Raw genomic sequence first — 20,212 nt, 5'->3', positions numbered from 1 at the left:
GGCTCAGCCCGGCGCGAGCGCGGCCGGGATCGCGACCCCCGCCTCGCGATAGTAGCGCGCGGCTCCCGGATGGAAGGTCAGGAACGTGTTCGCAGCCGCGTCGGCGGCCTTCGTGCGGGCCGCGGCCGGCACGAAGGCCGCCAGTTCCTTGGCATCGCCCAGAGCCGCGCGCGTCAGGGCATAGGCGACGTCGTCGGGCAGACGATCCGTGCACAGGCCGAAATTCCAGACGGACGCCGTCGCGACCGCGGCGCTCTGGCCGCGATACGTGGCAGCCGGGATCGCCGCCGGGGTGAAGAACGGGAAGGCGGCGCGCAGGGCCGCGAGTTCATCGCCTCCGAGGCCGAGGATCACGCCGCCGGTTTTCTCCAGCACGTCCGCGAAGGCCGCGACAGGCAGCGGCGAGCCGGACCACAGCGCGTCGAGATGACCGGCTTCGAGCTTGCGCGCGAGATCGCCGGGCGCGCCCGTCACGGCACGCGCCTCGATCCCGAGCGCCTTGGCGAGCCCCTTGAAGACGATGTCGGCCGGCCCGCCGGCCGGACCCACGCCGACCTTTCGCCCACGCAGGTCGGACAGGTTGCCGATGCCCTTGCCCGGCAGCGCGAGAAGGGCGAGCGGCGCCTCGTACATCGGAAACAGGGCCCGCAGGCCGCGTTGCGGGCCGTCGGCCGCGAAACGGCCGAGCCCGTTCCAGGCCCCGTAGGCCGGACCGAGGCTGACGAGGCCGAGATCCGCCTCGGCCGCCGCGAGCGCGCGGATGTTGTCGTTGCTGCCGGCCGTCGCATGGATATCGAGGTCGATGCTCGCGCGCCGGCCGACGATCTCGGCGAAAACCGGCCCGTATTCATGGAAGCTGCCGCCGGCCGCGCCTGTGGCGAGCAGATAGCGCGGACGCGTCTGGGCCAGGGCGGGCCACGCCATCATCGCGGTCCCGCCGATCGCCGCAGCCCCGGCGATACCGATCAGCATGCGCCGGCTCACCCCTGCCTGCTTCACGATCGCCTCTCCCGTCTCGAAAGGGTTGTGAGGACGCCGCCGACCCGGACGGCCGGCGCCGTCGCTACAGGCAGGTCAAGCCGCCATCCACCGGCAGGATGACACCGTTCACGTATTTGGCCTCGTCCGAGGCGAGGAACAGGGCGGCGCGGGCGACGTCCCAGGCATCCCCCATCCGCCCGGTCGGAGACCGGGCGTTGCGCGCGGCGACCATGTCCTCGACCGAGCCGTACTGCCCCGAGATCTGCGAATAGATCAGCGGCGTGTCCATGATGCCGGGCATGATCGCGTTCACGCGGATTCCCTGCTTCGCGTATTGGATCGCCATGGCCCGGGTGAAATGGTTCAGCCCGGCCTTCGAGGCATAATAGGATGCGTAGGGGTACTCGTTGACGACCGCGCCCGCTGCCGAGGAGATGTTGACCACGGCCCCCTTGCCCTGCTCGATCATCACGGGAAGCACGTGCTTGCAGGCGAGGAAGGCGCTTGTGAGGTTCAGGTCGAGGCCCCGGCGCCAGCTCTCCTCCGAGATCTCGAGCGGGCCGCCCATGATGGTCACGCCGACATTGTTGTGCAGCACGTCGATGCGACCATAGGCGGCGAGCGCCTGCCCGACCACGGCGGCGACGTCGTCGGACTTCGTCGCGTCTGCGCTCGCGGCGATGGCCTCGCCGCCCTCCTTCAGGATGATGTCGCGCGTCGCCTCGGCCGCTGCCGGCACGAGGTCCACCGCGACGACGCGCGCGCCCTCCCGCGCATAGAGCGCCGAGGCCGCCGAGCCGTTGCTCCAGCCGGTATGGCCGGACGCATGTCCGGACGAGCCGGCACCGAAGACGAGGGCGACCTTGCCCTCCATCCTCCCGAGGCCGCGCGGTGCAGTCGATTCGCTCATGCTGCCGGTCCTCAGAGTTCGGAGCCGGCAGCTTGTTCGAGCACCTTCCAGTTCTGCTCGCCGTAGCGCCCGCGCCATTCCTTGTAGAACCCGGCCTCGCGCAGGCGGTCACGGAAGGCGGCCTTGTCGACCTCGTTGAAGACGATGCCGGCCGCTTCGAGATCCTTGCGCGTGCTGCCGCCGAGCGCCGCGAGATCGGCGCGCTGGTCGACGGCGCCCTGGTTGATGTGCTTCGCGGCGATGGCCTGCATGTCCTTCGGCAGCGCGTTCCAGGCGCGCTTGTTCGCGAGCGGCCAGTACCCGTCCCACATGTGGCCGGAGAGGGCGAGGTACTTCTGGACCTCGAAGATCTTCGTGACCCAGATCGCGACGAGCGGGTTCTCCTGGCCGTCGGCGACCTTGGTCTGGAGGGCGGAATACAGCTCGGCGCCGTTGATCGAGATGGGCGAGGCGCCGAAGCCCCGGAACATCGAGGTCCAGAGCGGGCTGACGGGCACGCGCATCTTCACGCCCTTCAGGTCGTCCGGGCTGTTGATCGGCTTCGTGCTGGTCGTGAGGTGGCGGAAGCCGTTGTCGTAGATCTTCTCGAAGGCGACGATCGGCTGCTTGGCGATCTCGGCCCGGATCAGGGCGCCGAGCGGCCCGTCCATCGCCTTCCAGACGGTGTCGTAATCGGGCAGCGCGAAGCCGATCCCGCTGATCGAGGCGGTCGGGATGAAGGTCGACAGGATGATGCCGGACAGCGTGAAGAACTCGACCGCGCCGGTGCGCAGTTGCTGCAGCACGTCGGTATCGGAGCCGAGCTGGTTGTTCGGGAAGAGGTTGATGACCAGCGCGCCGTTCGTCTCGGCCTTGATGCGGTCGAAGGCTTCCTGAAGGCGCACGTTCAGCGGGTGGCTGGTCGGAAGGTTGGTCGCGAATTTGTAGGTGAAATCCGCGGCGCGCGCCGTCCCGATCGAAAAGAGCCCGAGCGTCGCTGCCGAACCGGCGAGCGCGGCGCGCCGGGTTGCCGTAATGGTCATGAAGTCCTCCCTGACGGCCCCTCCTGAAGGCCGCCGGGCCGTCATTGTCAATCGCTCAGAACCAGCCCTTCAACCGGAACCACACGAGAGGCAGGACCGCCGACAGCACGACCAGGGACAGACCCCAAACGTATCCGTATTCCCATTTCAGCTCGGGCATGTTGACGAAGTTCATGCCGTACAGGCTCGCGACCAGCGTCGGCGGGATGCCGACGACCGAGACCACGGTCAGGACGCGGAAGGTGTCGTTCTGCTCGATATTGATGAGGCCGAGATCGGCATCGAGCAGGAACTGCACCTTGTCCGACAGATGCGCCTCGTACTCGTCGAGCGAGACGACGTCCCGCTCCACGGTATGCAGCCGGGCCCGGGTCGGCTCGGACAGCCACGAGGCCTCCTCCTCGAGGAAGGGGGCGAGCCGCCCGATCGCAAGGAGGGTCGCCCTGATCTTCGAGATCAGCTGGCGGTAGCGCCCGACCTGGCGGAGCGTCACGCGGAGACGCTGGCCCTGCACCTTCGGGCGCCGCGTGCGCGAGGGGTCCGCATCCCGTCCGAACACCTCTTCGGAGAGCTGGTCGATATCCTCGCCCGTCTCCTCGAGCACGTCCGCGAGCCGGTCGACGATCGCTTCGAGCAGCGTGACGAGGATGCCGGGAGCGGACGGATGATGGAGGTCGTGCTTCTCGATCGTCTCGCGGCAGGACTTGAAGGCCTTCAGATCCTCGAACCGGACGGTGACGAGATGCTTCTCCGTCAGCAGGAAGCCCACCGGGGTGATGCGGGCGCGGCGGTGCTCGTCCCGGAAGACGATCGGGACGGAGAGATAGACCGCCTCGTGCTCGCGCCGCAGGCGGGAGGAGATCTCGACCTCGCTCAGCTGCGTCAGGCTCGGCACGACGAGCCCCGTCATGCGCAGAACGAACGCCGTCTCCTCCTGCGTGGGATTGTCGAGGTCGAGCCAGATCGCGGCCGGGTCGAGGACGGCGTCGGGCGCGGCCGTCAGGGGCGTCCCAGGTCCGGCGCTGCGATGGACCTGGAGCATGGCAGCGCCTCAGCCGAGGATCGGTAATTCGACGATGTCGTAACCGGCACCGATCCGCCGCTCCAGCACGGGATCCTCGAGCTCGAACTCGAAGCGCGAAGCCGGCCGGATGCCGCCCTTGGCGGCGAAGGTGCCGCCGAACATGACCGTTCCGTCGGGAATGCCGCCGGGGCCGAAGCCCTTCTCGATCAACTCGCCCGGCGGAAGCATGCCGGAGAGCGCGCCCTCCTGGTAGAGGACGCGTGCCCCGTCGATCACGGCGTGGGAACGAAGGATCAGCCGGTCCCAATGCGGGGCGACCTCCTCGTAGGGCCACAACTCCGGCGCCACCGGCTTGTCGCACATCTGCTTCGACACGGTGACACCGTAGGTCTCGACCTCGCGGTCGGTATGGTCCGAGCCGACGCCGACATAGGTCTTGCCGCCGGCCCGCACGAGCACGAACTCCACCTCGCCGCTCGAGGTTCCGCCGCTGACCTCGATCGCGTCGGCGAAGAGGATTCGCGTCGCGGAAACCCGATAGAAGATCGGGGTCGAGGCGGGGCGGGCGATGCCGAGGGCCTCGAGTTCGGCGATGTGATGATCGCGCGCCGCGGCGTCGCGCCCGGTCCAGCCCGCGATGACCGCGCGCCGGACGGGGAGCCGCACCGACATCGTGCCGGTGCGCGTATGGATGGCGAAGCCGAGATCCTGGCCGGTCATGCCCGCCCTCCCCCGAACAGCGCCTCGATGGCGCCGGCCACGGCGAGCAGCCGCCGGTCCTCGCCGCCGGGCGCCGCGACCATGAGCCCGACCGGCGCCTCCTCCGCCGCCGGCAGGGGCAGCGAGAGGGCGCAGCCATCGATCATGTTGATGAAGGTCGGATTGCGCAGAACGAGGAGATTGATGCGCGAATAGGCCTTCTCGTCACCGTCGAAATCGGAAATCCTCGGCGGCACGACCGGCACGGTCGGCATCAGCACCGCGTCGAAGGCGGACAGGCGCTCGGCGGCCCGCGCGATCAGCGAGCGCCGCGCCTCCAGGATGTCGATGTAGTCGGCGGCCGAGATCGACTCGCCCCGCGCGATGCGGAACGACACGCGGGGATCGTAGAGGTCGCGCCTCTCCGCGAGCAGCTTGCGGTGCCAGGCGAAGCTCTCGGCGGCCGTGAAGCCGCCCTTCGCGTTCATCGGCGCGATCTCGGCGAATTCCGGCACGGGGATCCGCTCGATGCGGGCACCGGCCTCAGACAGGCGGGACAGGGCAAGGTCGAAGGCCTCGGCCACCGTCGCGTCGAGATCGTCGAGGGCGAGGGTGGTCGGCACGGCGAAGCGGAGGCCGGCCACGGAGGCGAGCGGCGCGGCCGGCTCGGGGCCGTCGGACAGGATCGCGTCGAGTGCCGCGCAGCAGGCGACCGAACGGGCGATCGGGCCGATGGAATCGAGGCTGCTCGACAGCGGCAGGGCGCCGTCCAGCGGCACGCGCCGGGCGGTCGGCTTGAGACCGACCGTGCCGGTGAAGGCGGCCGGGATGCGGCAAGAGCCGCCGGTATCCGAGCCGAGGCCGCCATAGGCCATGCCGTCCGAGACCGCGACGGCCGATCCCGATGACGAGCCGCCCGGGATGCGCTGCTCGTCCCTCCGCCAGGGCGAGGCCGGCGTGCCGTAATGCGGGTTCAGCCCGAGGCCCGAATAGGCGAACTCGGTCATGTTGGTGCGGCCGATGGCGACGAGCCCCGCCCGGCGCAGGCGCGCGACGGAAACGGCATCGCGCTCCGCCGGAGGAGCGTCGTCGAGGGCCTTCGAGCCGCCGCGGCTGACCTGGCCGGCGATGTCGAACAGGTCCTTGATGGCGACCGGAATGCCGGCATAGCGCGACGGAGGCGCACCCGCGCGGCGGAGAGCGTCCATCGCCTCGGCCGCCGCGAGCGCCCCCTCGCGGTCGACGCTGATGAAGGTCCGGCCGCCCTCCCCCGCCGGATCCTCGATCCGGGCGAGGCATTCCTCGACGAGGGCACGGCTCGTCGTCCGTCCCGCCTCCAGATCGTCGGCAAGTCGGGCCAGGGTCGGGAAGGACGGTTGGGGCATCGGCGTCTCGCTCTCAGGACTTGCTGTCGGATTGCGGCGCGGCGGTGGCATCCCGCGACTGTTCGGCGAGATGCCGCTCCGTCGCCTTGCCGAAGCGCTCCATCACGTCGTCGAAGGGGCCGTCATCGACGATCCGCCCGTGTTCGAGCCGGATCGCCCGGCTGCAGAGCCGCGCGAGAAGCCCGGCATCGTGCGAGGCGAGGACGAGGATGCCCGAGCGCTCGACGAAGCCGCGCAGGCGCTCGCGCGCCCGCTCCATGAAGGACGCATCGCCCGCCCCGATGCCCTCGTCGAGGAGGAGAATCTCGGGATCGACGCTGGTCGAGACGGCGAAGGACAGGCGCGTCTGCATCCCGGCCGAATAGGTCCGCATCGGCATGTCGAGGAAGGGGCCGAGTTCGGTGAACTCGGCGATCTCGGGGATCTTGGCCTCGATCTCCTTGCGGGTCAGGCCGAGATAGAGGCCGCGGATGCGGATGTTGTCGTAGCCCGTCGCCTCGGGGTCCATCCCGAGGCCGATATCGAAGATCGGCGCGACCCGCCCGTCGATGACGAGGCGGCCGGCGAGCGGCGGATAGATGCCCGACAGGACCCGCAGCAGCGTCGTCTTGCCGGCCCCGTTATGGCCGACGAGCGCCACGCGCTCGCCGTGCTGGACGGAAAAGTTGATGTCCTCGAGCGCCTGGATGACGGTGCGCGAGCGCCGGTCCGAGCCGACGCGTCCCCCCGTCGCGCTCGACATGATGCGGTTCTTGAGGGAGCGCGCCATTCCCCCGTAGAGGGGGAAGCTGACGCTGACGCCTTCGACGTCGATCGAGCTCATGGCGCGCCTCAGAGCCAGTACGGGATGCGCCAGCGGAACCGGGCGTAGAGCAGGAAGGCCACGGCGCAGTTCAGCGCCGTGAAGACGAGCGCGAAGATCCAGGTCGAGAGGGCCGCATGCCCTCCGAGCAGCGGGGCCCGGATCAGTTCGATGAAATGATAGGTCGGGTTGACGAGCGCGATCCATTGCCGGTCGCCGAGCTGCTCCGCCCGCCAGAAGATCGGCGTGACGAAGAACAGGAGCGAGGTCAGGTTCGTCATCAGGAGGGAGAGGTCACGGAAGCGCGCGCCGAGCGTGCCGAGCGTGATGACGACAGCGACGCTGTTGATCACGAGGATGAGGAGGCCGATCGAGGCCTCCGGCACGCCCTTGAGCGATGCGAGAGGATGCACCCAGGCGAGCACGAGAGCCGGCACGATGGCGTTGTGGGCGAGCAGGATCAGCGTCCGCCAGACATGCCGGTAGATGTGCACGCTCAGCGGCGCCGGCATCTGCTTGATCGCGACCTCCGAGACGACGAAGACGATCGAGCCCTCGTTGAGGATGGCCGTGCAATAGGTCCAGATCGCCATGCCCACCGTGAGATAGGCGAGAAGCTCCGAGAGCGGCGTCTTGAAGAGCGCGCCGTAGATGACGGCGATGGCGCCCGTATACATCGCGAGGCTCAGCGTCAGCCAGAGCGGGCCGAGCGTCGAGCGGGTGTAGCGCTGGCGGATCTCGAACCACGCCATCGCCCCCCAGAGCTGGGACATGCGAAAGCCGCGCACGAGATCGGCGAACGCGAGCGCGTAGGGAGCGCGGCGCACTTCGTCGGCGCTGAGGACGATGACGGACCGGGACGTCACGGGCGGTGGAGCCAACCTGGCGATGCGGGATGCGAAGGCGCCCGCGGGATCGGGCCGTCTAGCAAAGGGCCGCTTCCCTGCCAATGCGGGCGCCCGCATGGCCGGACAGCGCGCCTGGGCACGCTCCTATGCCGACGCGATGCGGCGACCGATGCGCCGCGCCATCCATTCGGACCCGATCAGCGCGAGGACCGACACACCGACCGAGACGAGCGTCAGCCTGAGGGCGCCGGCATCGCCGTTCGGCACCTGCAGGAAGGTGTAGATCGCTGCCGACAGGGTCTGCGTCTCGCCGGGAATGTTGCCGACGAAGGTGATGGTCGCCCCGAACTCGCCCATCGCCTTGGCGAAGCACAGGATCGCACCGGCGAGGATGCCGGGCAGGATCAGCGGCAGCGTGACGATCAGGAAGACGAAGGGCGGCGGGGCTCCGAGCGTGCCGGCGGCATCCTCGAGACGCCGGTCGACGGCTTCGATCGAAAGACGGATCGCCCGCACCAGAAGCGGGAAGCCCATGACCGCGCAGGCGAGCACCGCGCCCGTCCAGCGGAAGGCGAGCACGATCCCGAAGGTGCTTTCGAGGAACGACCCGATCACGCCCCGCCGGCCGAAACCGACGAGGAGGATGTAGCCGGTCACGACCGGCGGCAGGATCAGGGGAAGGTGCACGAGCGCGTCGAGCACCGCCTTGCCGAAGAAGCGCTTGCGGGCCAGCAGCCAGCCCACCAGCAGGCCGGGGCCGAGGCTGACCAGCGTCGCCATCGTCGCGACGAGCAGGCTCAGCCGAAGCGCCGTCCACTCCTCGGGACGCAGGGACCAGTCCATGAAGGACGGTCTACGATCCGGAATGCGGCTTGTTCAGGATCGTGAAGCCCTGCTTGCGGAACGCGGCACCGGCCACCGGACCACGCAGATAATCGAGGAAGGCGGCGGATGCCTCGCTCTTCGCGTCCTTCAACACCGCCACCGGATAGACGATCGGCGGATGGCTGCCTTCGGGGAAGGTGCCGATGACCTTCACGTTCGGATCGGCCGCCGCATCCGTCGCATAGACGATCCCGAGCGGCGCCTCCCCGCGCGAGACGAGCAGCAGGGCCGCCCGCACGCTGTCGGCCTGGGCGACCTTGTCCTTCACGCCGGCCCAGGCGCCGAGCTTCTCGAGCGCGGCCTTGCCGTATTTCCCGGCCGGGACCGCATCCACGTTGCCCATCGCGAGCCGGCCCTGGCCGAGGATGCCCGTGAGGTCCATCCCCGGACCGACCTTGACGGTCGCGGTCGAATCCTTCGGCGCGATCAGGACGATGGCGTTCGCCAGAAGGTTGACGCGGCTCTCGGGCCGGACGAGGCCCTTGCCCGCGACGTAGTCCATCCAGTCGAGATCGGCGGAGAAGAAGAGATCGGCCGGAGCGCCCTGCTCGATCTGCTTGGCGAGGGTGTTGGACGCGGCGAGCGAGACCTTGACCGGCGGCTTGCTGTCCTTCGCCCAGGCGGCCGTGATCTCCTCGAGCGCGTTCTTCAGGCTCGCGGCGGCGAAGACGGTCGGCCCCTGCGCATTCTGCGCCTGAGCCCCTCCCGCGAGGATGCAGGCGAACAGGCCCGCCATTCCCATCCAAAGACGCGTCATCGGCCTCATGCGGTGTCTCCCATCGCGATATCTTGACGGATACAGCGTCGCCGGAGTGCCGTCTACCGAGACGGAGCGGGAACGCGGGCGGGGTGTGACCGTTTGCGTCACGCCGCGTGGATGGCTCGCCCGGCTCGAGAACCGTGAATGCCCGACCCATCGTCCAGTCCCGTCTCCTCTCAGGCCGGCGGTTCTCTCTCCGCCTCAGTCGGGACTCTCGCGGCCGCCTTCGCCATCGTCGGCGCGGCCAGGCTCATGGGAGGTGCGAGCCGGCGGCCGGTCGAGGCCGGAGACCCGGTCAAGCCGAGGGGCGGGCAGGACGAATGGACCACGCGTGCGGCGGAACCGGGCCGCGGCCGGCAGGCCGAACATCCCGTCGCGATCCCGCCGCGCGGGTGGTGGGACATCGCCTCCCGCGTCTTCGACTCGATCTCCCGCGACCGCATCCTCGCGGTCGCGGCCGGCGTCGCCTTCTACGGTCTCCTCGCCCTGTTCCCGGCGATCGGCGCCTTCGTCGCGCTCTACGGTCTCGTCGCGGACCCCGCGACGATCGCGGGGCATCTCACCGCCCTCTCCGGCTTCCTGCCCGACGGGGCCATCGACATCGTGGGCGAGCAGGTCAAGCGCCTCGCCTCGGGCGGCGAGACGGCGCTCGGCGTCACCTTCTTCGTCAGCTTCGGCATCTCCCTCTGGAGCGCGAATGCCGGCATGAAGGCGATGTTCGATGCCCTGAACGTCGCCTACCGCGAGGAGGAGAAGCGCAACATCGTCGTGCTGAACCTCTGGTCCCTCGCCTTCACCTTCGCGGCCATCGCCTTCCTGGTCCTCGCGCTCGTCGCCGTGGTCGTCATCCCGGTCGTGCTGCAATTCGTCGGCCTCGGCTCGATGGCCGGCTGGATCGTCTGGGCAGGGCGCTGGCCCGCCCTCGCTCTCCTGACCTTCGTCGCCATCTCGATCCTCTACCGCTACGGGGCGAGCCGCAGGCGGGCCCGCTGGCTCTGGTTGAGCCCGGGGGCGATCTTCGCGACGCTCGGCTGGATGGGCGTATCGATGCTGTTCTCCTGGTACGTCGCGAATTTCGGCTCCTACAACGAAACCTACGGCTCGCTCGGCGCGGTGATCGGCTTCATGACCTGGATGTGGCTCTCCGCGACCGTGGTCCTGGTCGGCGCCGAGATCAGCGCCGAGACCGAGCATCAGACGGCCAGGGACACGACGGACGGACCGCCGCGCCCGATCGGGAAGCGTGGAGCCCGTATGGCCGACTCGATCGGGGTCGGGCAGTGACGATACGCTCTCAGGCGGGAACCCGGCGAAAGCGCCGGTGTTAGCGCAGCATCACTGGAACCGGAGGAACGAGGCATGGTCGATCGGGTTCGGGACTGGAAGGACGAGCCGGACGCGGCACGCTCGTCCTCGCGTCAGGCTGAGGAGAAGCCCGTCGATCTCGGCTCCGTCGCCGACGAGGTCAAAAGCGCCGCCCATGACCTGAAAAGCGCGGCGGTCGATCAGGGCCGGCAGTTCTTCCAGGGCGCGAAGGACCAGGCGACGGGCTTCGCCGACCGGCGCAAGGACGAGGCGGCGCAATCGGTCTCCGATATCGCGACGGGGTTGCGCGAGACCGGACGCAGCTTCGGCGAGCGCCCGAGCATCCAGGCCTTCGTCGAAAGCGCGGCCGACGGGCTCGATCAGCTTGCCGGCGGCCTGCGCGAGCGGAGCTTCGGGGATCTCTACGACGAGGCGGAAGCCTATGCCCGCCGGTCCCCGGCGGTCGTCGGAGCCGTTGCCCTCGCGGCGGGGTTCCTTCTCGCGCGCTTCATCAAGTCGTCGGCCGACGAATTGTCGGCGGGGTCCGCGGCGAGGCGCGCGGTCGTCGCGGAGCGCCGCCGCCGCCCGGCGGCAAAGGTCTGAGGACGCGCCATGGCCGAGCCAGGACCGAGCCTGCAGGATCTCGTCGGCGCCGTCTTTAGGGACGGCGCTTCGCTCGCGCGGACGGAACTCTCCCTCTTCAAGGCGGAGATGGCCTCGAACGCCACGGGCTTCGCCAAGGGGGCCGGGATGTTCCTCGCCGCCTCCGTGTTCGCGGTCGCGTCGCTCATCTGGCTGACGCAGGCCCTGGTCTACGGGCTCGAGATCGTCACCGGCTCGAAATGGATCTCGGCGCTGATCGTCGGCGGGCTGCTCGCCGTCATCGCGCTCGTCCTCATCCTGATCGGCCGTCGCTACGTCTCCGCGGCGAGCCTGACCCCGGCCCGGACGGCGCGGTCGGTCCGGCGCGACGCCGACATTCTCTCGGAAAGGGCCGCGCCATGAGCGAGATGAGCGATCTCGAAGCCGAGGCGGAGGCGACCCGTGCCCGGCTGCAGCAGACGATCGGCCGCATCCAGGACAAGCTCACGGTGACGGGGATGGTCGACGAATTCGTCGCGCGCCCGGCCGTCGCGAGGCTCGAGGGCAGCCAGGACGTGCTGCGCGGCCTTCTCAACCGCCATCCCCTCCCGGTGATGCTGGCGGCCGCCGGCATCGGCTTCCTCATCCACCGGATGGGGCGGAGCCGTGAGCGGGAGCGGACCCCAGGCGAGGAGGTCGCGGTGCCCGCGCTGAACACCGGACATACACGCGTTTACGACCCCGACGTCTCGTCCCGCCATCCGCTCGCGGATGGCGCGGAGACGAAGCGCGTCGAGGCCTGACACCACCGGAGGCGATCATGAGCGAAGTGGACAAGCATTACGGCGGCGACCCCGTGGGCCTCGACCGCAAGCCCGAACGGCGCGGTGACGAGGAGGCGGCGACAGGTCCGCTGGACCGCGCCCAGGAGGCGGTTCGGGACGCGGCGCATAACGTCGCCGACAAAGCCTCCCGCACCGCCGAGCACGTCCGTGACGCGGTCTCGGACCGCTACGAGCGGGCCTCGGAATGGGCGCATGACGGCTACGAATCCGTCGCGAGGAACGCGACCTACGCGCGGCGCCGGAGTGCGGTCGAGTTCAGGCGCGGCCGCCGCGGCGTCGAAAGCTTCATCGACGAGAACCCGATCATGGTCGGGGTCGCGGGGCTTGCCGCCGGCCTTCTCATCGGCTCGCTGCTGCCCGCGACGCGTCGGGAGAACCGCGCCTTCGGGCGCTATGCCGACGAGTTCAAGCGCGACGGCCTGCGCTATGCTCACGACATCGCGCGGGATGTCGCCGAACAGGGCCGCGCGCTGATGGGGGAGAACCTCAAGGGCGCCGGCGGGACGCGGCGGCCGGATCGCTAGCACCTCGTCACGACATCACTGTGGACGGGATGAAGGGCGAAGCCTCGGCTTCGCCCTTTTCTATTGATGGCGCACCGTAAGATCGATCGAATTCGAGCGATTCGATTACGCGTAACTTAAGCTTAACCGTGCGCGCCGATCCTGCGCCTTGGTGGTCGACGGAGCTGGAACGGGCGGTCACGCCCACCGGTTCTCCCCTGGCATCCTGCGGAGCCGAGCCGGTCTCCGCCCCGCGGGACGCGGCGTAACGGAGCGTACCATGCGTATCGTGATCCTCGAAGACGATCCCCTGATCGCCCTCGACCTTCAGCTCATCGTGGAAGGCTGCGGCCATGAGGTGGTCGGCCTCTGCGGCAGCCTCGCGGACATGCACGAGCAGCTCTCCGACACGCCCGATTTCGCCTTCCTCGACGTGGACCTGCCGGACGGCAAGAGCTTCGAGCTCGCGGCCGGGCTCGACGAGCGCCGCGTGCCCTTCGCCTTCGTGTCCGGCTCGCGGCAGAGCGAATTGCCGGAGCGGCTGCGCCATGCGCGCTTCATCCCGAAGCCCTACAGCCAGGCCGCGATCCGCAACAGCCTGAGCCCGGGGCACCGCATCGCCTGCTGAGCGGAACGACACAGCGCGGCCGCACAAAAGCGGCCGTTCTTCCGGCTGGCGCTGCGGCATGACGGAGGCTAGGCTCCCGGGCATGACGCAGCCGCCTCCTCCCCCCCGGATTCTCCCCTCGGGAGATACCGGTCTGACGGTGGAGTTCGGCGAAGAGATCGATCCGGCGCTGAATGCGCGCGTTCTCGAACTCGACCGTGCCGCGGCCGCCCTCCCCGGCATCGTCGAGACGATCCCGACCTATCGCTCGCTCCTCGTGCGCTACGATCCGGCGCTCGTGAGTTACGACGACCTCGGCGCACAGCTCGTCGACCTCGCCCGCGATCTGAAGGGCGAGGACAGGGCCGGCACGATCTGGGACATCCCCGTCTGCTACGGCGGCGAATACGGCATCGACCTCGAGGCGACGGCGGCGACGCACGACCTGACGCCCGACGAACTCGTGCGCCGGCACATGGCACCGACCTACCGCGTCTACATGCTCGGTTTTCTGCCCGGCTTCGCCTATCTCGGCGGGCTCGATCCCTCCATCGCGACGTCACGGCGCGTCTCGCCCCGCCTCCAGACGCCGGCGGGGACGATCTCGATCGGCGGCATCCAGGCCCTCGTCGCCTCCCTCGCGGCCCCGTCGGGCTGGCACCTCCTCGGCCGGACGCCGGTGCGGAACTTCATGCCCACGCGCGAGCCGGCCGTGATCATCCAGCCAGGCGACGGCGTCCGCTTCCGGCGCATCGACGAGGCCGATTTCATCCGGCTCGACCGCGAGGCCGAGGCCGGGCAGCTCGTCGCGGAGGCCGTCTCGTGAGCGCGCTTCTCGTCAAGACCTGCGGACCGATGACGAGCCTGCAGGATGCGGGCCGCATCGGGGCCGGCCGCAGCGGCATCTCGCGCTCCGGGGCCATGGACGGCCTGTCGCTCGCCGAGGCCAATGCCCTGGTCGGCAATCCGCCGGATATCGGCGCGATCGAACTCATGCTCGTCGGCGGCACCTTCGAGATCGTCGGCGGGCCGGCCCGGATCGCGCTCGCCGGCGCCCGCATGGCGCTCACGGTCGACGGCGCCCCGGTCGCGCCCTCGACATCCTGCACGGCGCCCGAAGGAGCGACGATCACGATCGGCGGCGCGAGCGAGGGCATCTATGCCTACCTCGCCGTCGCGGGCGGCTTCGACGTCGCGCCGCAGCTCGGCAGCGTCTCGCTCCAGCCGCGCGCCGGGATCGGGGGGCTGGACGGCCGGCCGTTCCGGGCCGGCGACCGGATTCCGCTGCGCTCCGCCGAGGATCCGGCCGGCCCCGAACACGACCTGCCGCCCTGGCGGCCCGATGCCGATCCGATCCGCGTCGTCCTCGGCCCCCAGGACGACCTCTTCCCGCCCGACGCCGTCGAGGCCTTCCTTGGCAACACCTACACGGTCTCCGAGGAGGCCGACCGCATGGGCTACCGGCTCGCCGGCCAGCCGATCGAGCATCTGCGCGGGTTCAACATCGTCTCCGACGGGCTCGTCGCGGGCTCCGTCCAGGTGCCCGGCTCGGGCCTTCCGATCGTGATGATGTCCGATCACCAGACGACGGGCGGCTATCCGAAGATCGCGACGGTGATCTCCGTCGACCGCGCGCGCCTCGCCCAGCGCCGGGTCGGAACGGCGGTCCGCTTCGCCGCCGTTCCGGTCGCCGAAGCCCACGCGATCCTGCGCGCCCAGCGCGCGGCGATCGCGGCGCTCCCATCGCAGCTCCGCGTCGTCCATTCGGGCCTGCCGAGCGTCGAGGAGATGCTGGCGCTGAACCTCGCCGGAGAGGCGAAGGACGCGCTCGCGGAGGGGTGAGCGGGCCTATCCCGCCGCCGCGATCCTGTCGCGCTGCTCCAGCACCACGCGCGCCCGCTTGAGATGGGCGATGTCGATCAGCTTGCCGTCGATGGCGATGGCGCCGCGCCCCTTCGCCTCCTCCATCCGCGTGACGACGAGTTCGGCCCAGGCGAGTTCCTCCGGCTGGGGCGAGAAGACCCGGTTCGCGAGATCGATCTGGGTCGGGTGGATGGCCCATTTCCCCTCGAAGCCGAGCGCCGCCGCCCGCTCGGCCGAGGCGATGTAGCCCTCGGGATCGCCGAAATTCGTGAAGGGGCCGTCGATCGCCCGGATGCCGTTGGCGCGGCAGGCCGTGGCGATGCGCGCCAGCGCGAAGTGGAAGGGGTCGTTCCAGTGCCGGACGCGCTCGGCCCCCGCATCGGGCGTCGAGAGCACCTGGTAGAGCGGGTTCGGCGCGCCCGTCAGCGCATCGCGGGCGCCGATGCTGAGCGCGAAATCGGCGACGCCGAAGATCAGCGCCTCGAGGCGCGAGGGCGAGGCCGCCGCGATGGCCTCGACATTGGCGAGGCCGGCCGCCGTCTCGATCAGGCACTCGATACCCATCGGGTGAGGACGCTTCGTCGTCTGCTCGATGGCGGACAGGAGCGTCTCGACGACGTAGACGTCCTCGGCGCGGCCCGTCTTCGGCAGGAGGATCAGGTCGAGCCGCGGGCAGGATTCGGCGAGCGCGATGATGTCCTTGTAGCCCCAGGGCGTGTCGAGGCCGTTCACCCGCACCGCCAGGGTCTTCGTGCCCCAGTCGAGCCCATTGATGGCCTCGACCGCCATGGCCCGCGCCTCGTCCTTGCGCTCGATCGCGACCGCGTCCTCGAGGTCGAGGAAGAGCGCGTCGGCGGGTCCGGCCGCGGCCTTGGCGAAGAAGCGCTCGGAGGTTGCCGGCACGGCGAGTTCCGAGCGCTGGAGGCGGCCGCGGTCGAATCCGTAGGGTCGTGTCATGGGAACGAGAGTCTTTCGGTCAAGGTTTCGCGCCCGCGAAGCGTCGGCGCGCCATGTGAGATGGGAAGGAGCGGCGCGCTTCCGCCGCTCCTCGCTAATGCAGCACCCGCGGCAGCCAAAGGGCGATGGACGGCCAGGTGAGCAGCATGGCGAGCGCGATGATCTGGATGATCATGAACTCGAACATGCCCTTGTAGATCGTCCCGAGGCCCCAGCTCGGCATGACGTTCTTCAGGTAGAAGGCCGACATCGCGACCGGTGGCGAGAGGAAGGCCGTCTGCAGGTTCACCGCGACGAGCGCGCCGAACCAGAGCATCAGCTCCGCACCCGACAGGCCGAGCTGAAGGTCCTGCACCACCGGCAGGAAGATCGGCAGGAAGACGAGGATGATGGCGGGCCATTCGAACGGCCAGCCGAGGATGAAGATCAGCACCATCACCGCGATCAGCTTGCCGAGATCCGGCAGCGGCAGGCTCGACATGAAGGCCGTGATGAGGTTCGAGGCGCCGAGCTGCGTGAAGACCGCGCCGAAGATGTTCGAGGCGACGGCCAGGAACATGACCATCGAGGCGGTGGTCACGGTGGAGAGGCCCGCATTCCGCAGCGCGGTGATGTTGAGCTTGCCGTAGAGCAGCGCCAGCAGCGTCGCGCCGAAGGCGCCGCAGGCCGCCGCTTCCGTCGCGGTCGCGAGACCGGCGAGGATGGTGCCGAGCGTGAAGCCGATCAGGGCGGCGAGCGGAACGACGCCGATCAGGAACTCGCGCACGAGCTCCTTCCAGTCCGTCACCCGCTCCTCGACCGGCACCGGCGGGCCGAGCTTCGGATTGATGAAGCTCCGCACCAGCGTATAGACGATGTAGAGGCCCGCGATCATGAAGCCCGGCCCGAAACAGGCGGCGTAAAGCAGGTTCACGGGCACGCCGATCGTCGGCCCCATCACGACCAGCATGACGGAGGGCGGGATCAGGATGCCGAGCGTGCCGCCGGCCGCGATCGAGCCGGCCGAGAGCCGCGCGGAATAGCCCGCCCGCGCCATCATCGGCCCGGCCATGATGCCGAGGACGGTGACGGCCGCGCCGACGATGCCGGTCGCCATGGCGAAGATGGTCGCGGTGAGGATGACCGCGAGATAGAGCGAGCCGCGGACGGGCGCGAGGATGTTCCGGATCGCCTTGAACAGGCGCTCCATCAGGCCCGCCTGCTCGGTCATGTAGCCCATGAAGATGAAGAGCGGCACGGCCGGGAGGATGTCATCCTTCATCGTTCCCCAGATCTGGAGATACGAGAGGTAGAAGGTCGATTCGTAGCCGAGCCCGATCGAGCCGAAGACCAGCGCGATGAACAGCAGCGTGAAGGAGATCGGGAATCCGACGAAGATGATCGCGATCATCGCGAACATCATCAGGAGGCCCAGAAAAGCGTTGAAGTCCATGTCAGTCGCCCCGGGCCGGCCTCAGATTTCGATCTTTTCGTGGTGTGTCAGCACGATGCCCGTCTTCCACTGCCAGAGGGCCTTCAGGACTTCGGAGATACCCTGGAAGAACAGCAACGCGGCGGCGAGCGGGATCATCGCCCGGAACGGCCACAGGACGGGCCGCCAGAGACCGAGCTGAGAGGTCTCGCCGATCTGGTAGGCGTAGAGGGCGTCGTCCACCGAGATGAAGAACAGGACCGCCATCACCGGCAGGAAGAGAAGCAGATAGGCGACCGCGTCGATCGCGCCCTTGGTGCGGTCCGAGAAGTTGTCCCACAGGAGATCGGTGCGGATATGCGCGCCCTTCAGCAGCGCATAGGCGGCGCCCACCATGAAGATCGTCGACGAGGACATGACCGACACGTCGGCGGCCCAGTTCGTCGGCGCGTTGAAGACGTAACGGGCGACGACCTCGAAGACGCCCGCCCCGACGAGAGGCACGATCAGGAGCGCGAGCACATAGCCCGTGAAGGCCGTCACGCGGTCGATCACCCCGATCACGCGCAGGATGGTGGATTTCATGGCTGGTATCTCGCTGAGGCCATGGTCGGCAGCCTGTGGCGGCCATGCGAGCGCCCGAGGGGCGCTAGCCGGACGGCCGGAGGGTCATCTCGTCTCGTCCCTCCCCCGCACCGCGGAGGAGGGGAGCCATGCGGCGCATGGCGGAACGGAGCGGCCGCCTCGCAGCGGCCGTCACGTCATTTGTTCTCAGGCCAGTAGTAGTTGGCGCCGATCGAGTAGGGCACGTCGTTGAACCGCCGCGACGGCACGACCTTCGAAGCGTATTCGCGCTGCGACTCGTAGACCTTCTTGAAGAAGGGGTTCACCTCGGCCTCCTTCTTCGCGATCACATCCCAGGCCTCGAGCGTCTTGATGAGGATGTCGTCCGGCGTCTTGTGCACGGTCACGCCCTGCGCCTTCGCGGCCGCCATCGCTTCCGCATTGGTGCGGTTGATGGTGAACGAGGAGCGGATATTGGCGTCCATCGCGGCCGAGCGGATGATCTCCCGGTGCTCGGGCGCGAGGGAGTTCCAGACCCGCCCCTTGATGATCAGCTCGAGCACCGTCGCCGGCTCGTGCATGGACGGGGCGTAGAAGTGCTTCCAGACCGTCGCGAAGCCGATCTTCGTGTCCTCGCCGATGCCGGAGAACTCGCCGCACTCGATCACGCCGCGCTCGGCCGAAGGCACGATCTCGCCGCCCGGAACGTTCACCGCCGCGACTCCGGCGGCGCCGAAGACCTCGGCCGTGATGCCGGCATGCCGGCACTTCTTGCCCTTGAGGTCCGCCCAGCTCTTGATCGGCTCCTTGAACCAGCCGAGCGGCTGGTTCGGCAGCGCCGTCAGCGGCATCGGATGGATGTCGCGCTTGAGGACGTCCTTGTAGAACTCCTCGTAGAACTTCTGGCCGCCGCCGTCGTTGATCCAGCCGAGATAGTCGATCACGTCCATCCCGAACGGTCCGCCGGGCGCGGGGCCGAAGAGGGTCGCCGCCCGGTTGCGGCCGAGCCAATAGGCGATGGCCGTGTGGCCGCCGTCGATGACGCCGGCATTGACCGCGTCCAGCACCTCGAAGGCCGGGACCACCGATCCGACCGGCAGCATCTCGATCTTGAGCTTGCCGCCCGACATCGCCGCGACCCGGTCGGCGAAGTATTTCTGGTTCTCGGCGATGAAGCTCGTGGGCGGGAACGAGGATTGAATCCTCAAGGTCTTGGTCGCTTGGGCCTGCGCCCCGGACACCGCCGCTGCGAGGACGCCGAAGGCGAAAGCCCCGACGGCCACCATTCCTCTCAAACTCGACATGCCGATCCTCCCTGTTGCTTGTTTGAATTGTGCGTCGTCGCGACCGGTATCGTCCGGCTTCTCCGCGACACGTGCGAGCGCCCGCTACTGGGCCGTCCAGCCTCCGTCGACGAGCAGATGCGTTCCCGTGATCATGGCGGCCGCCGGCGAGGCGAGGAAGACGGCACCGGCCGCGACCTCCTCGACCGTCGCGAGCCGGCCCATCGGGATGCGCGAGTAGAGGTAGTCCCGCTTCTCGTCCGTATCCACGACGCGGCGCACGAGGGGCGTGTCGGTGAAGGTCGGACAGAGGGTGTTGACGCGAATTCCCTGCGGGGCGAGTTCCACCGCCATCGCCTTGGTCAGCCCCTCCAGCGCATGCTTGGTCATGCAGTAGACGGTCCGGTTCGGGGAGCCGACGTGACCCATCTGCGAGGACACGTTGATGACCGCGCCGCCGATGCTCCGGCGGTCGGGACGATCGAGCATCTTCCGGATGCCGGCCTGCGAGGCGAGATACAGCGAGCGGACGTTGAGGTTCAGCACCTGGTCGAGATGATCTTCGCTCACCTCGAGCATCGGCTCGGGAATGTTGGTCCCGGCGTTGTTGACGAGGATGTCCAGCCGGTCGAGCCCGGCGACGATCGCACGGAAGGCCTCGGTATCGAGAACGTCGCACGGCCGGACCGACGCCGTTCCGCCCGCCTGCGCCACGGCCGCTGCAACCTCGTCGAGCGGCCCCGAACGCCGGCCGACCAGGACGACGGACGCGCCCGCGGCCGCGAGCCCGACAGCCACGGCCGCGCCGATCCCCGCGCCCGCGCCGGTCACGAGCGCGGTCCGACCGTCCAGCCGATGAAGATTCTGCGCCTCAGGCATCATTGTGCCGCCCCACACCGCGCATCCGCTGCGACGTTTCCCCCACGTCCCCTCCTCCCGGGCGTCTTGCGGTCTTCGCCGTCCCGATCGCCTCGTC

23 protein-coding genes are annotated in these 20,212 nt (G+C 69.1%); 8 read left to right on the top strand and 15 right to left on the bottom strand.

Annotated features, from left to right (window positions below; translation table 11 throughout):
- Positions 1–3: 3 nt before the first annotated feature.
- From EV668_RS02515 to modA, 10 genes are all read right to left on the bottom strand, one after another.
- On the bottom strand, positions 4–972 hold the full coding sequence (locus EV668_RS02515) for a TAXI family TRAP transporter solute-binding subunit (protein ID WP_133768273.1): 969 nt from the start codon (positions 970–972) through the stop codon (positions 4–6).
- Between the two features lie 91 nt (positions 973–1,063).
- The gene (locus tag EV668_RS02510) at positions 1,064–1,891 is read right to left on the bottom strand and encodes an SDR family NAD(P)-dependent oxidoreductase (RefSeq protein ID WP_133768272.1); all 828 of its coding nucleotides are present in this window, start codon (positions 1,889–1,891) and stop codon (positions 1,064–1,066) included.
- 11 nt (positions 1,892–1,902) lie between these two features.
- Positions 1,903–2,907 carry a TRAP transporter substrate-binding protein gene (locus EV668_RS02505; RefSeq protein WP_166652419.1) on the bottom strand — a complete coding sequence of 335 codons (1,005 nt, stop codon included), beginning with the start codon at positions 2,905–2,907 and terminating at the stop codon, positions 1,903–1,905.
- A 61-nt stretch (positions 2,908–2,968) separates the two neighbouring features.
- Complete coding sequence (locus EV668_RS02500) at positions 2,969–3,955, bottom strand: magnesium transporter CorA family protein (RefSeq protein WP_133768270.1); 987 nt, start codon at positions 3,953–3,955, stop codon at positions 2,969–2,971.
- A 9-nt stretch (positions 3,956–3,964) separates the two neighbouring features.
- Positions 3,965–4,657 (bottom strand): DUF2848 domain-containing protein, encoded by a 693-nt coding sequence (locus EV668_RS02495; protein WP_133768269.1) that lies wholly within the window; start codon positions 4,655–4,657, stop codon positions 3,965–3,967.
- Positions 4,654–6,021: an amidase gene (locus EV668_RS02490; protein ID WP_133768268.1), complete on the bottom strand. Its 1,368-nt coding sequence runs from the start codon at positions 6,019–6,021 to the stop codon at positions 4,654–4,656. The genes EV668_RS02495 and EV668_RS02490 overlap by 4 nt, the downstream gene beginning before the upstream one ends.
- A gap of 13 nt (positions 6,022–6,034) precedes the next feature.
- Positions 6,035–6,844, bottom strand: coding sequence for an ABC transporter ATP-binding protein (locus tag EV668_RS02485; protein WP_133768267.1), 810 nt, complete (start codon positions 6,842–6,844; stop codon positions 6,035–6,037).
- 8 nt (positions 6,845–6,852) lie between these two features.
- Positions 6,853–7,689 carry an ABC transporter permease gene (locus EV668_RS02480; RefSeq protein WP_166652314.1) on the bottom strand — a complete coding sequence of 279 codons (837 nt, stop codon included), beginning with the start codon at positions 7,687–7,689 and terminating at the stop codon, positions 6,853–6,855.
- 126 nt (positions 7,690–7,815) lie between these two features.
- Positions 7,816–8,514: a molybdate ABC transporter permease subunit gene (gene modB, locus EV668_RS02475; protein WP_133768265.1), complete on the bottom strand. Its 699-nt coding sequence runs from the start codon at positions 8,512–8,514 to the stop codon at positions 7,816–7,818.
- 10 nt (positions 8,515–8,524) lie between these two features.
- Entirely contained in the window at positions 8,525–9,292 is a 768-nt protein-coding gene (gene modA / locus EV668_RS02470; RefSeq protein WP_425359609.1) for a molybdate ABC transporter substrate-binding protein, read from the bottom strand.
- A gap of 168 nt (positions 9,293–9,460) precedes the next feature.
- On the opposite strand from modA, the gene EV668_RS02465 reads away from it, so the two are divergent.
- The 8 genes from EV668_RS02465 to EV668_RS02430 all read left to right on the top strand — a co-directional run bounded on the left by EV668_RS02465 (position 9,461) and on the right by EV668_RS02430 (position 15,000).
- Complete coding sequence (locus EV668_RS02465) at positions 9,461–10,600, top strand: YihY/virulence factor BrkB family protein (RefSeq protein WP_133768263.1); 1,140 nt, start codon at positions 9,461–9,463, stop codon at positions 10,598–10,600.
- A 75-nt stretch (positions 10,601–10,675) separates the two neighbouring features.
- A complete protein-coding gene (locus EV668_RS02460) occupies positions 10,676–11,224 on the top strand; it encodes a hypothetical protein (RefSeq protein WP_208111471.1) in 549 nt (182 codons plus the stop codon).
- 9 nt (positions 11,225–11,233) lie between these two features.
- Complete coding sequence (locus tag EV668_RS02455) at positions 11,234–11,626, top strand: phage holin family protein (protein WP_133768262.1); 393 nt, start codon at positions 11,234–11,236, stop codon at positions 11,624–11,626.
- Complete coding sequence (locus EV668_RS02450; protein WP_133768261.1) at positions 11,623–12,006, top strand: DUF3618 domain-containing protein; 384 nt, start codon at positions 11,623–11,625, stop codon at positions 12,004–12,006. The genes EV668_RS02455 and EV668_RS02450 overlap by 4 nt, the downstream gene beginning before the upstream one ends.
- Positions 12,007–12,023: 17 nt before the next feature.
- Entirely contained in the window at positions 12,024–12,572 is a 549-nt protein-coding gene (locus EV668_RS02445; RefSeq protein ID WP_133768260.1) for a hypothetical protein, read from the top strand.
- A 259-nt stretch (positions 12,573–12,831) separates the two neighbouring features.
- The gene (locus EV668_RS02440) at positions 12,832–13,179 is read left to right on the top strand and encodes a response regulator (protein WP_133768259.1); all 348 of its coding nucleotides are present in this window, start codon (positions 12,832–12,834) and stop codon (positions 13,177–13,179) included.
- An 82-nt stretch (positions 13,180–13,261) separates the two neighbouring features.
- Positions 13,262–13,984 (top strand): 5-oxoprolinase subunit PxpB, encoded by a 723-nt coding sequence (gene pxpB / locus EV668_RS02435; protein ID WP_133768258.1) that lies wholly within the window; start codon positions 13,262–13,264, stop codon positions 13,982–13,984.
- Positions 13,981–15,000 (top strand): 5-oxoprolinase subunit C family protein, encoded by a 1,020-nt coding sequence (locus EV668_RS02430; RefSeq protein WP_245512786.1) that lies wholly within the window; start codon positions 13,981–13,983, stop codon positions 14,998–15,000. Before pxpB ends, EV668_RS02430 begins: the two co-directional genes overlap by 4 nt.
- Before the next feature lie 6 nt (positions 15,001–15,006).
- Here the strand turns inward: EV668_RS02430 and EV668_RS02425 are convergent, their stop codons facing one another.
- From EV668_RS02425 to EV668_RS02405, 5 genes are all read right to left on the bottom strand, one after another.
- Entirely contained in the window at positions 15,007–15,978 is a 972-nt protein-coding gene (locus EV668_RS02425) for an HpcH/HpaI aldolase/citrate lyase family protein (protein WP_133768257.1), read from the bottom strand.
- Positions 15,979–16,072: 94 nt separating this feature from the next.
- Entirely contained in the window at positions 16,073–17,410 is a 1,338-nt protein-coding gene (locus EV668_RS02420; protein WP_133768256.1) for a TRAP transporter large permease, read from the bottom strand.
- Between the two features lie 21 nt (positions 17,411–17,431).
- Positions 17,432–17,974: a TRAP transporter small permease subunit gene (locus EV668_RS02415; RefSeq protein ID WP_133768255.1), complete on the bottom strand. Its 543-nt coding sequence runs from the start codon at positions 17,972–17,974 to the stop codon at positions 17,432–17,434.
- Between the two features lie 176 nt (positions 17,975–18,150).
- Positions 18,151–19,257: a TRAP transporter substrate-binding protein gene (locus EV668_RS02410; protein WP_166652313.1), complete on the bottom strand. Its 1,107-nt coding sequence runs from the start codon at positions 19,255–19,257 to the stop codon at positions 18,151–18,153.
- Between the two features lie 84 nt (positions 19,258–19,341).
- Entirely contained in the window at positions 19,342–20,115 is a 774-nt protein-coding gene (locus EV668_RS02405) for an SDR family NAD(P)-dependent oxidoreductase (protein WP_133768254.1), read from the bottom strand.
- Positions 20,116–20,212: the final 97 nt, after the last annotated feature.

Source organism: Enterovirga rhinocerotis (assembly GCF_004363955.1).
Classification (GTDB): domain Bacteria; phylum Pseudomonadota; class Alphaproteobacteria; order Rhizobiales; family Beijerinckiaceae; genus Enterovirga; species Enterovirga rhinocerotis.
The sequence above is the reverse complement of the archived record's forward strand: the minus strand, read 5'-3'. Positions and strand labels throughout refer to the sequence as shown.

What these genes read in the sequence shown, in the direction of transcription:
- EV668_RS02515 (WP_133768273.1), bottom strand. Translation starts at nt 972, where the DNA reads ATGCTGATCGGTATCGCCGGGGCTGCGGCGATCGGCGGGACCGCGATG.
- EV668_RS02510 (WP_133768272.1), bottom strand. Translation starts at nt 1,891, where the DNA reads ATGAGCGAATCGACTGCACCGCGCGGCCTCGGGAGGATGGAGGGCAAG.
- EV668_RS02500 (WP_133768270.1), bottom strand. Translation starts at nt 3,955, where the DNA reads ATGCTCCAGGTCCATCGCAGCGCCGGACCTGGGACGCCCCTGACGGCC.
- EV668_RS02495 (WP_133768269.1), bottom strand. Translation starts at nt 4,657, where the DNA reads ATGACCGGCCAGGATCTCGGCTTCGCCATCCATACGCGCACCGGCACG.
- EV668_RS02490 (WP_133768268.1), bottom strand. Translation starts at nt 6,021, where the DNA reads ATGCCCCAACCGTCCTTCCCGACCCTGGCCCGACTTGCCGACGATCTG.
- EV668_RS02485 (WP_133768267.1), bottom strand. Translation starts at nt 6,844, where the DNA reads ATGAGCTCGATCGACGTCGAAGGCGTCAGCGTCAGCTTCCCCCTCTAC.
- modB (WP_133768265.1), bottom strand. Translation starts at nt 8,514, where the DNA reads ATGGACTGGTCCCTGCGTCCCGAGGAGTGGACGGCGCTTCGGCTGAGC.
- modA (WP_425359609.1), bottom strand. Translation starts at nt 9,292, where the DNA reads ATGGCGGGCCTGTTCGCCTGCATCCTCGCGGGAGGGGCTCAGGCGCAG.
- EV668_RS02465 (WP_133768263.1), top strand. Translation starts at nt 9,461, where the DNA reads ATGCCCGACCCATCGTCCAGTCCCGTCTCCTCTCAGGCCGGCGGTTCT.
- EV668_RS02460 (WP_208111471.1), top strand. Translation starts at nt 10,676, where the DNA reads ATGGTCGATCGGGTTCGGGACTGGAAGGACGAGCCGGACGCGGCACGC.
- EV668_RS02455 (WP_133768262.1), top strand. Translation starts at nt 11,234, where the DNA reads ATGGCCGAGCCAGGACCGAGCCTGCAGGATCTCGTCGGCGCCGTCTTT.
- EV668_RS02450 (WP_133768261.1), top strand. Translation starts at nt 11,623, where the DNA reads ATGAGCGAGATGAGCGATCTCGAAGCCGAGGCGGAGGCGACCCGTGCC.
- EV668_RS02445 (WP_133768260.1), top strand. Translation starts at nt 12,024, where the DNA reads ATGAGCGAAGTGGACAAGCATTACGGCGGCGACCCCGTGGGCCTCGAC.
- EV668_RS02440 (WP_133768259.1), top strand. Translation starts at nt 12,832, where the DNA reads ATGCGTATCGTGATCCTCGAAGACGATCCCCTGATCGCCCTCGACCTT.
- pxpB (WP_133768258.1), top strand. Translation starts at nt 13,262, where the DNA reads ATGACGCAGCCGCCTCCTCCCCCCCGGATTCTCCCCTCGGGAGATACC.
- EV668_RS02425 (WP_133768257.1), bottom strand. Translation starts at nt 15,978, where the DNA reads ATGACACGACCCTACGGATTCGACCGCGGCCGCCTCCAGCGCTCGGAA.
- EV668_RS02420 (WP_133768256.1), bottom strand. Translation starts at nt 17,410, where the DNA reads ATGGACTTCAACGCTTTTCTGGGCCTCCTGATGATGTTCGCGATGATC.
- EV668_RS02415 (WP_133768255.1), bottom strand. Translation starts at nt 17,974, where the DNA reads ATGAAATCCACCATCCTGCGCGTGATCGGGGTGATCGACCGCGTGACG.
- EV668_RS02410 (WP_166652313.1), bottom strand. Translation starts at nt 19,257, where the DNA reads ATGTCGAGTTTGAGAGGAATGGTGGCCGTCGGGGCTTTCGCCTTCGGC.
- EV668_RS02405 (WP_133768254.1), bottom strand. Translation starts at nt 20,115, where the DNA reads ATGCCTGAGGCGCAGAATCTTCATCGGCTGGACGGTCGGACCGCGCTC.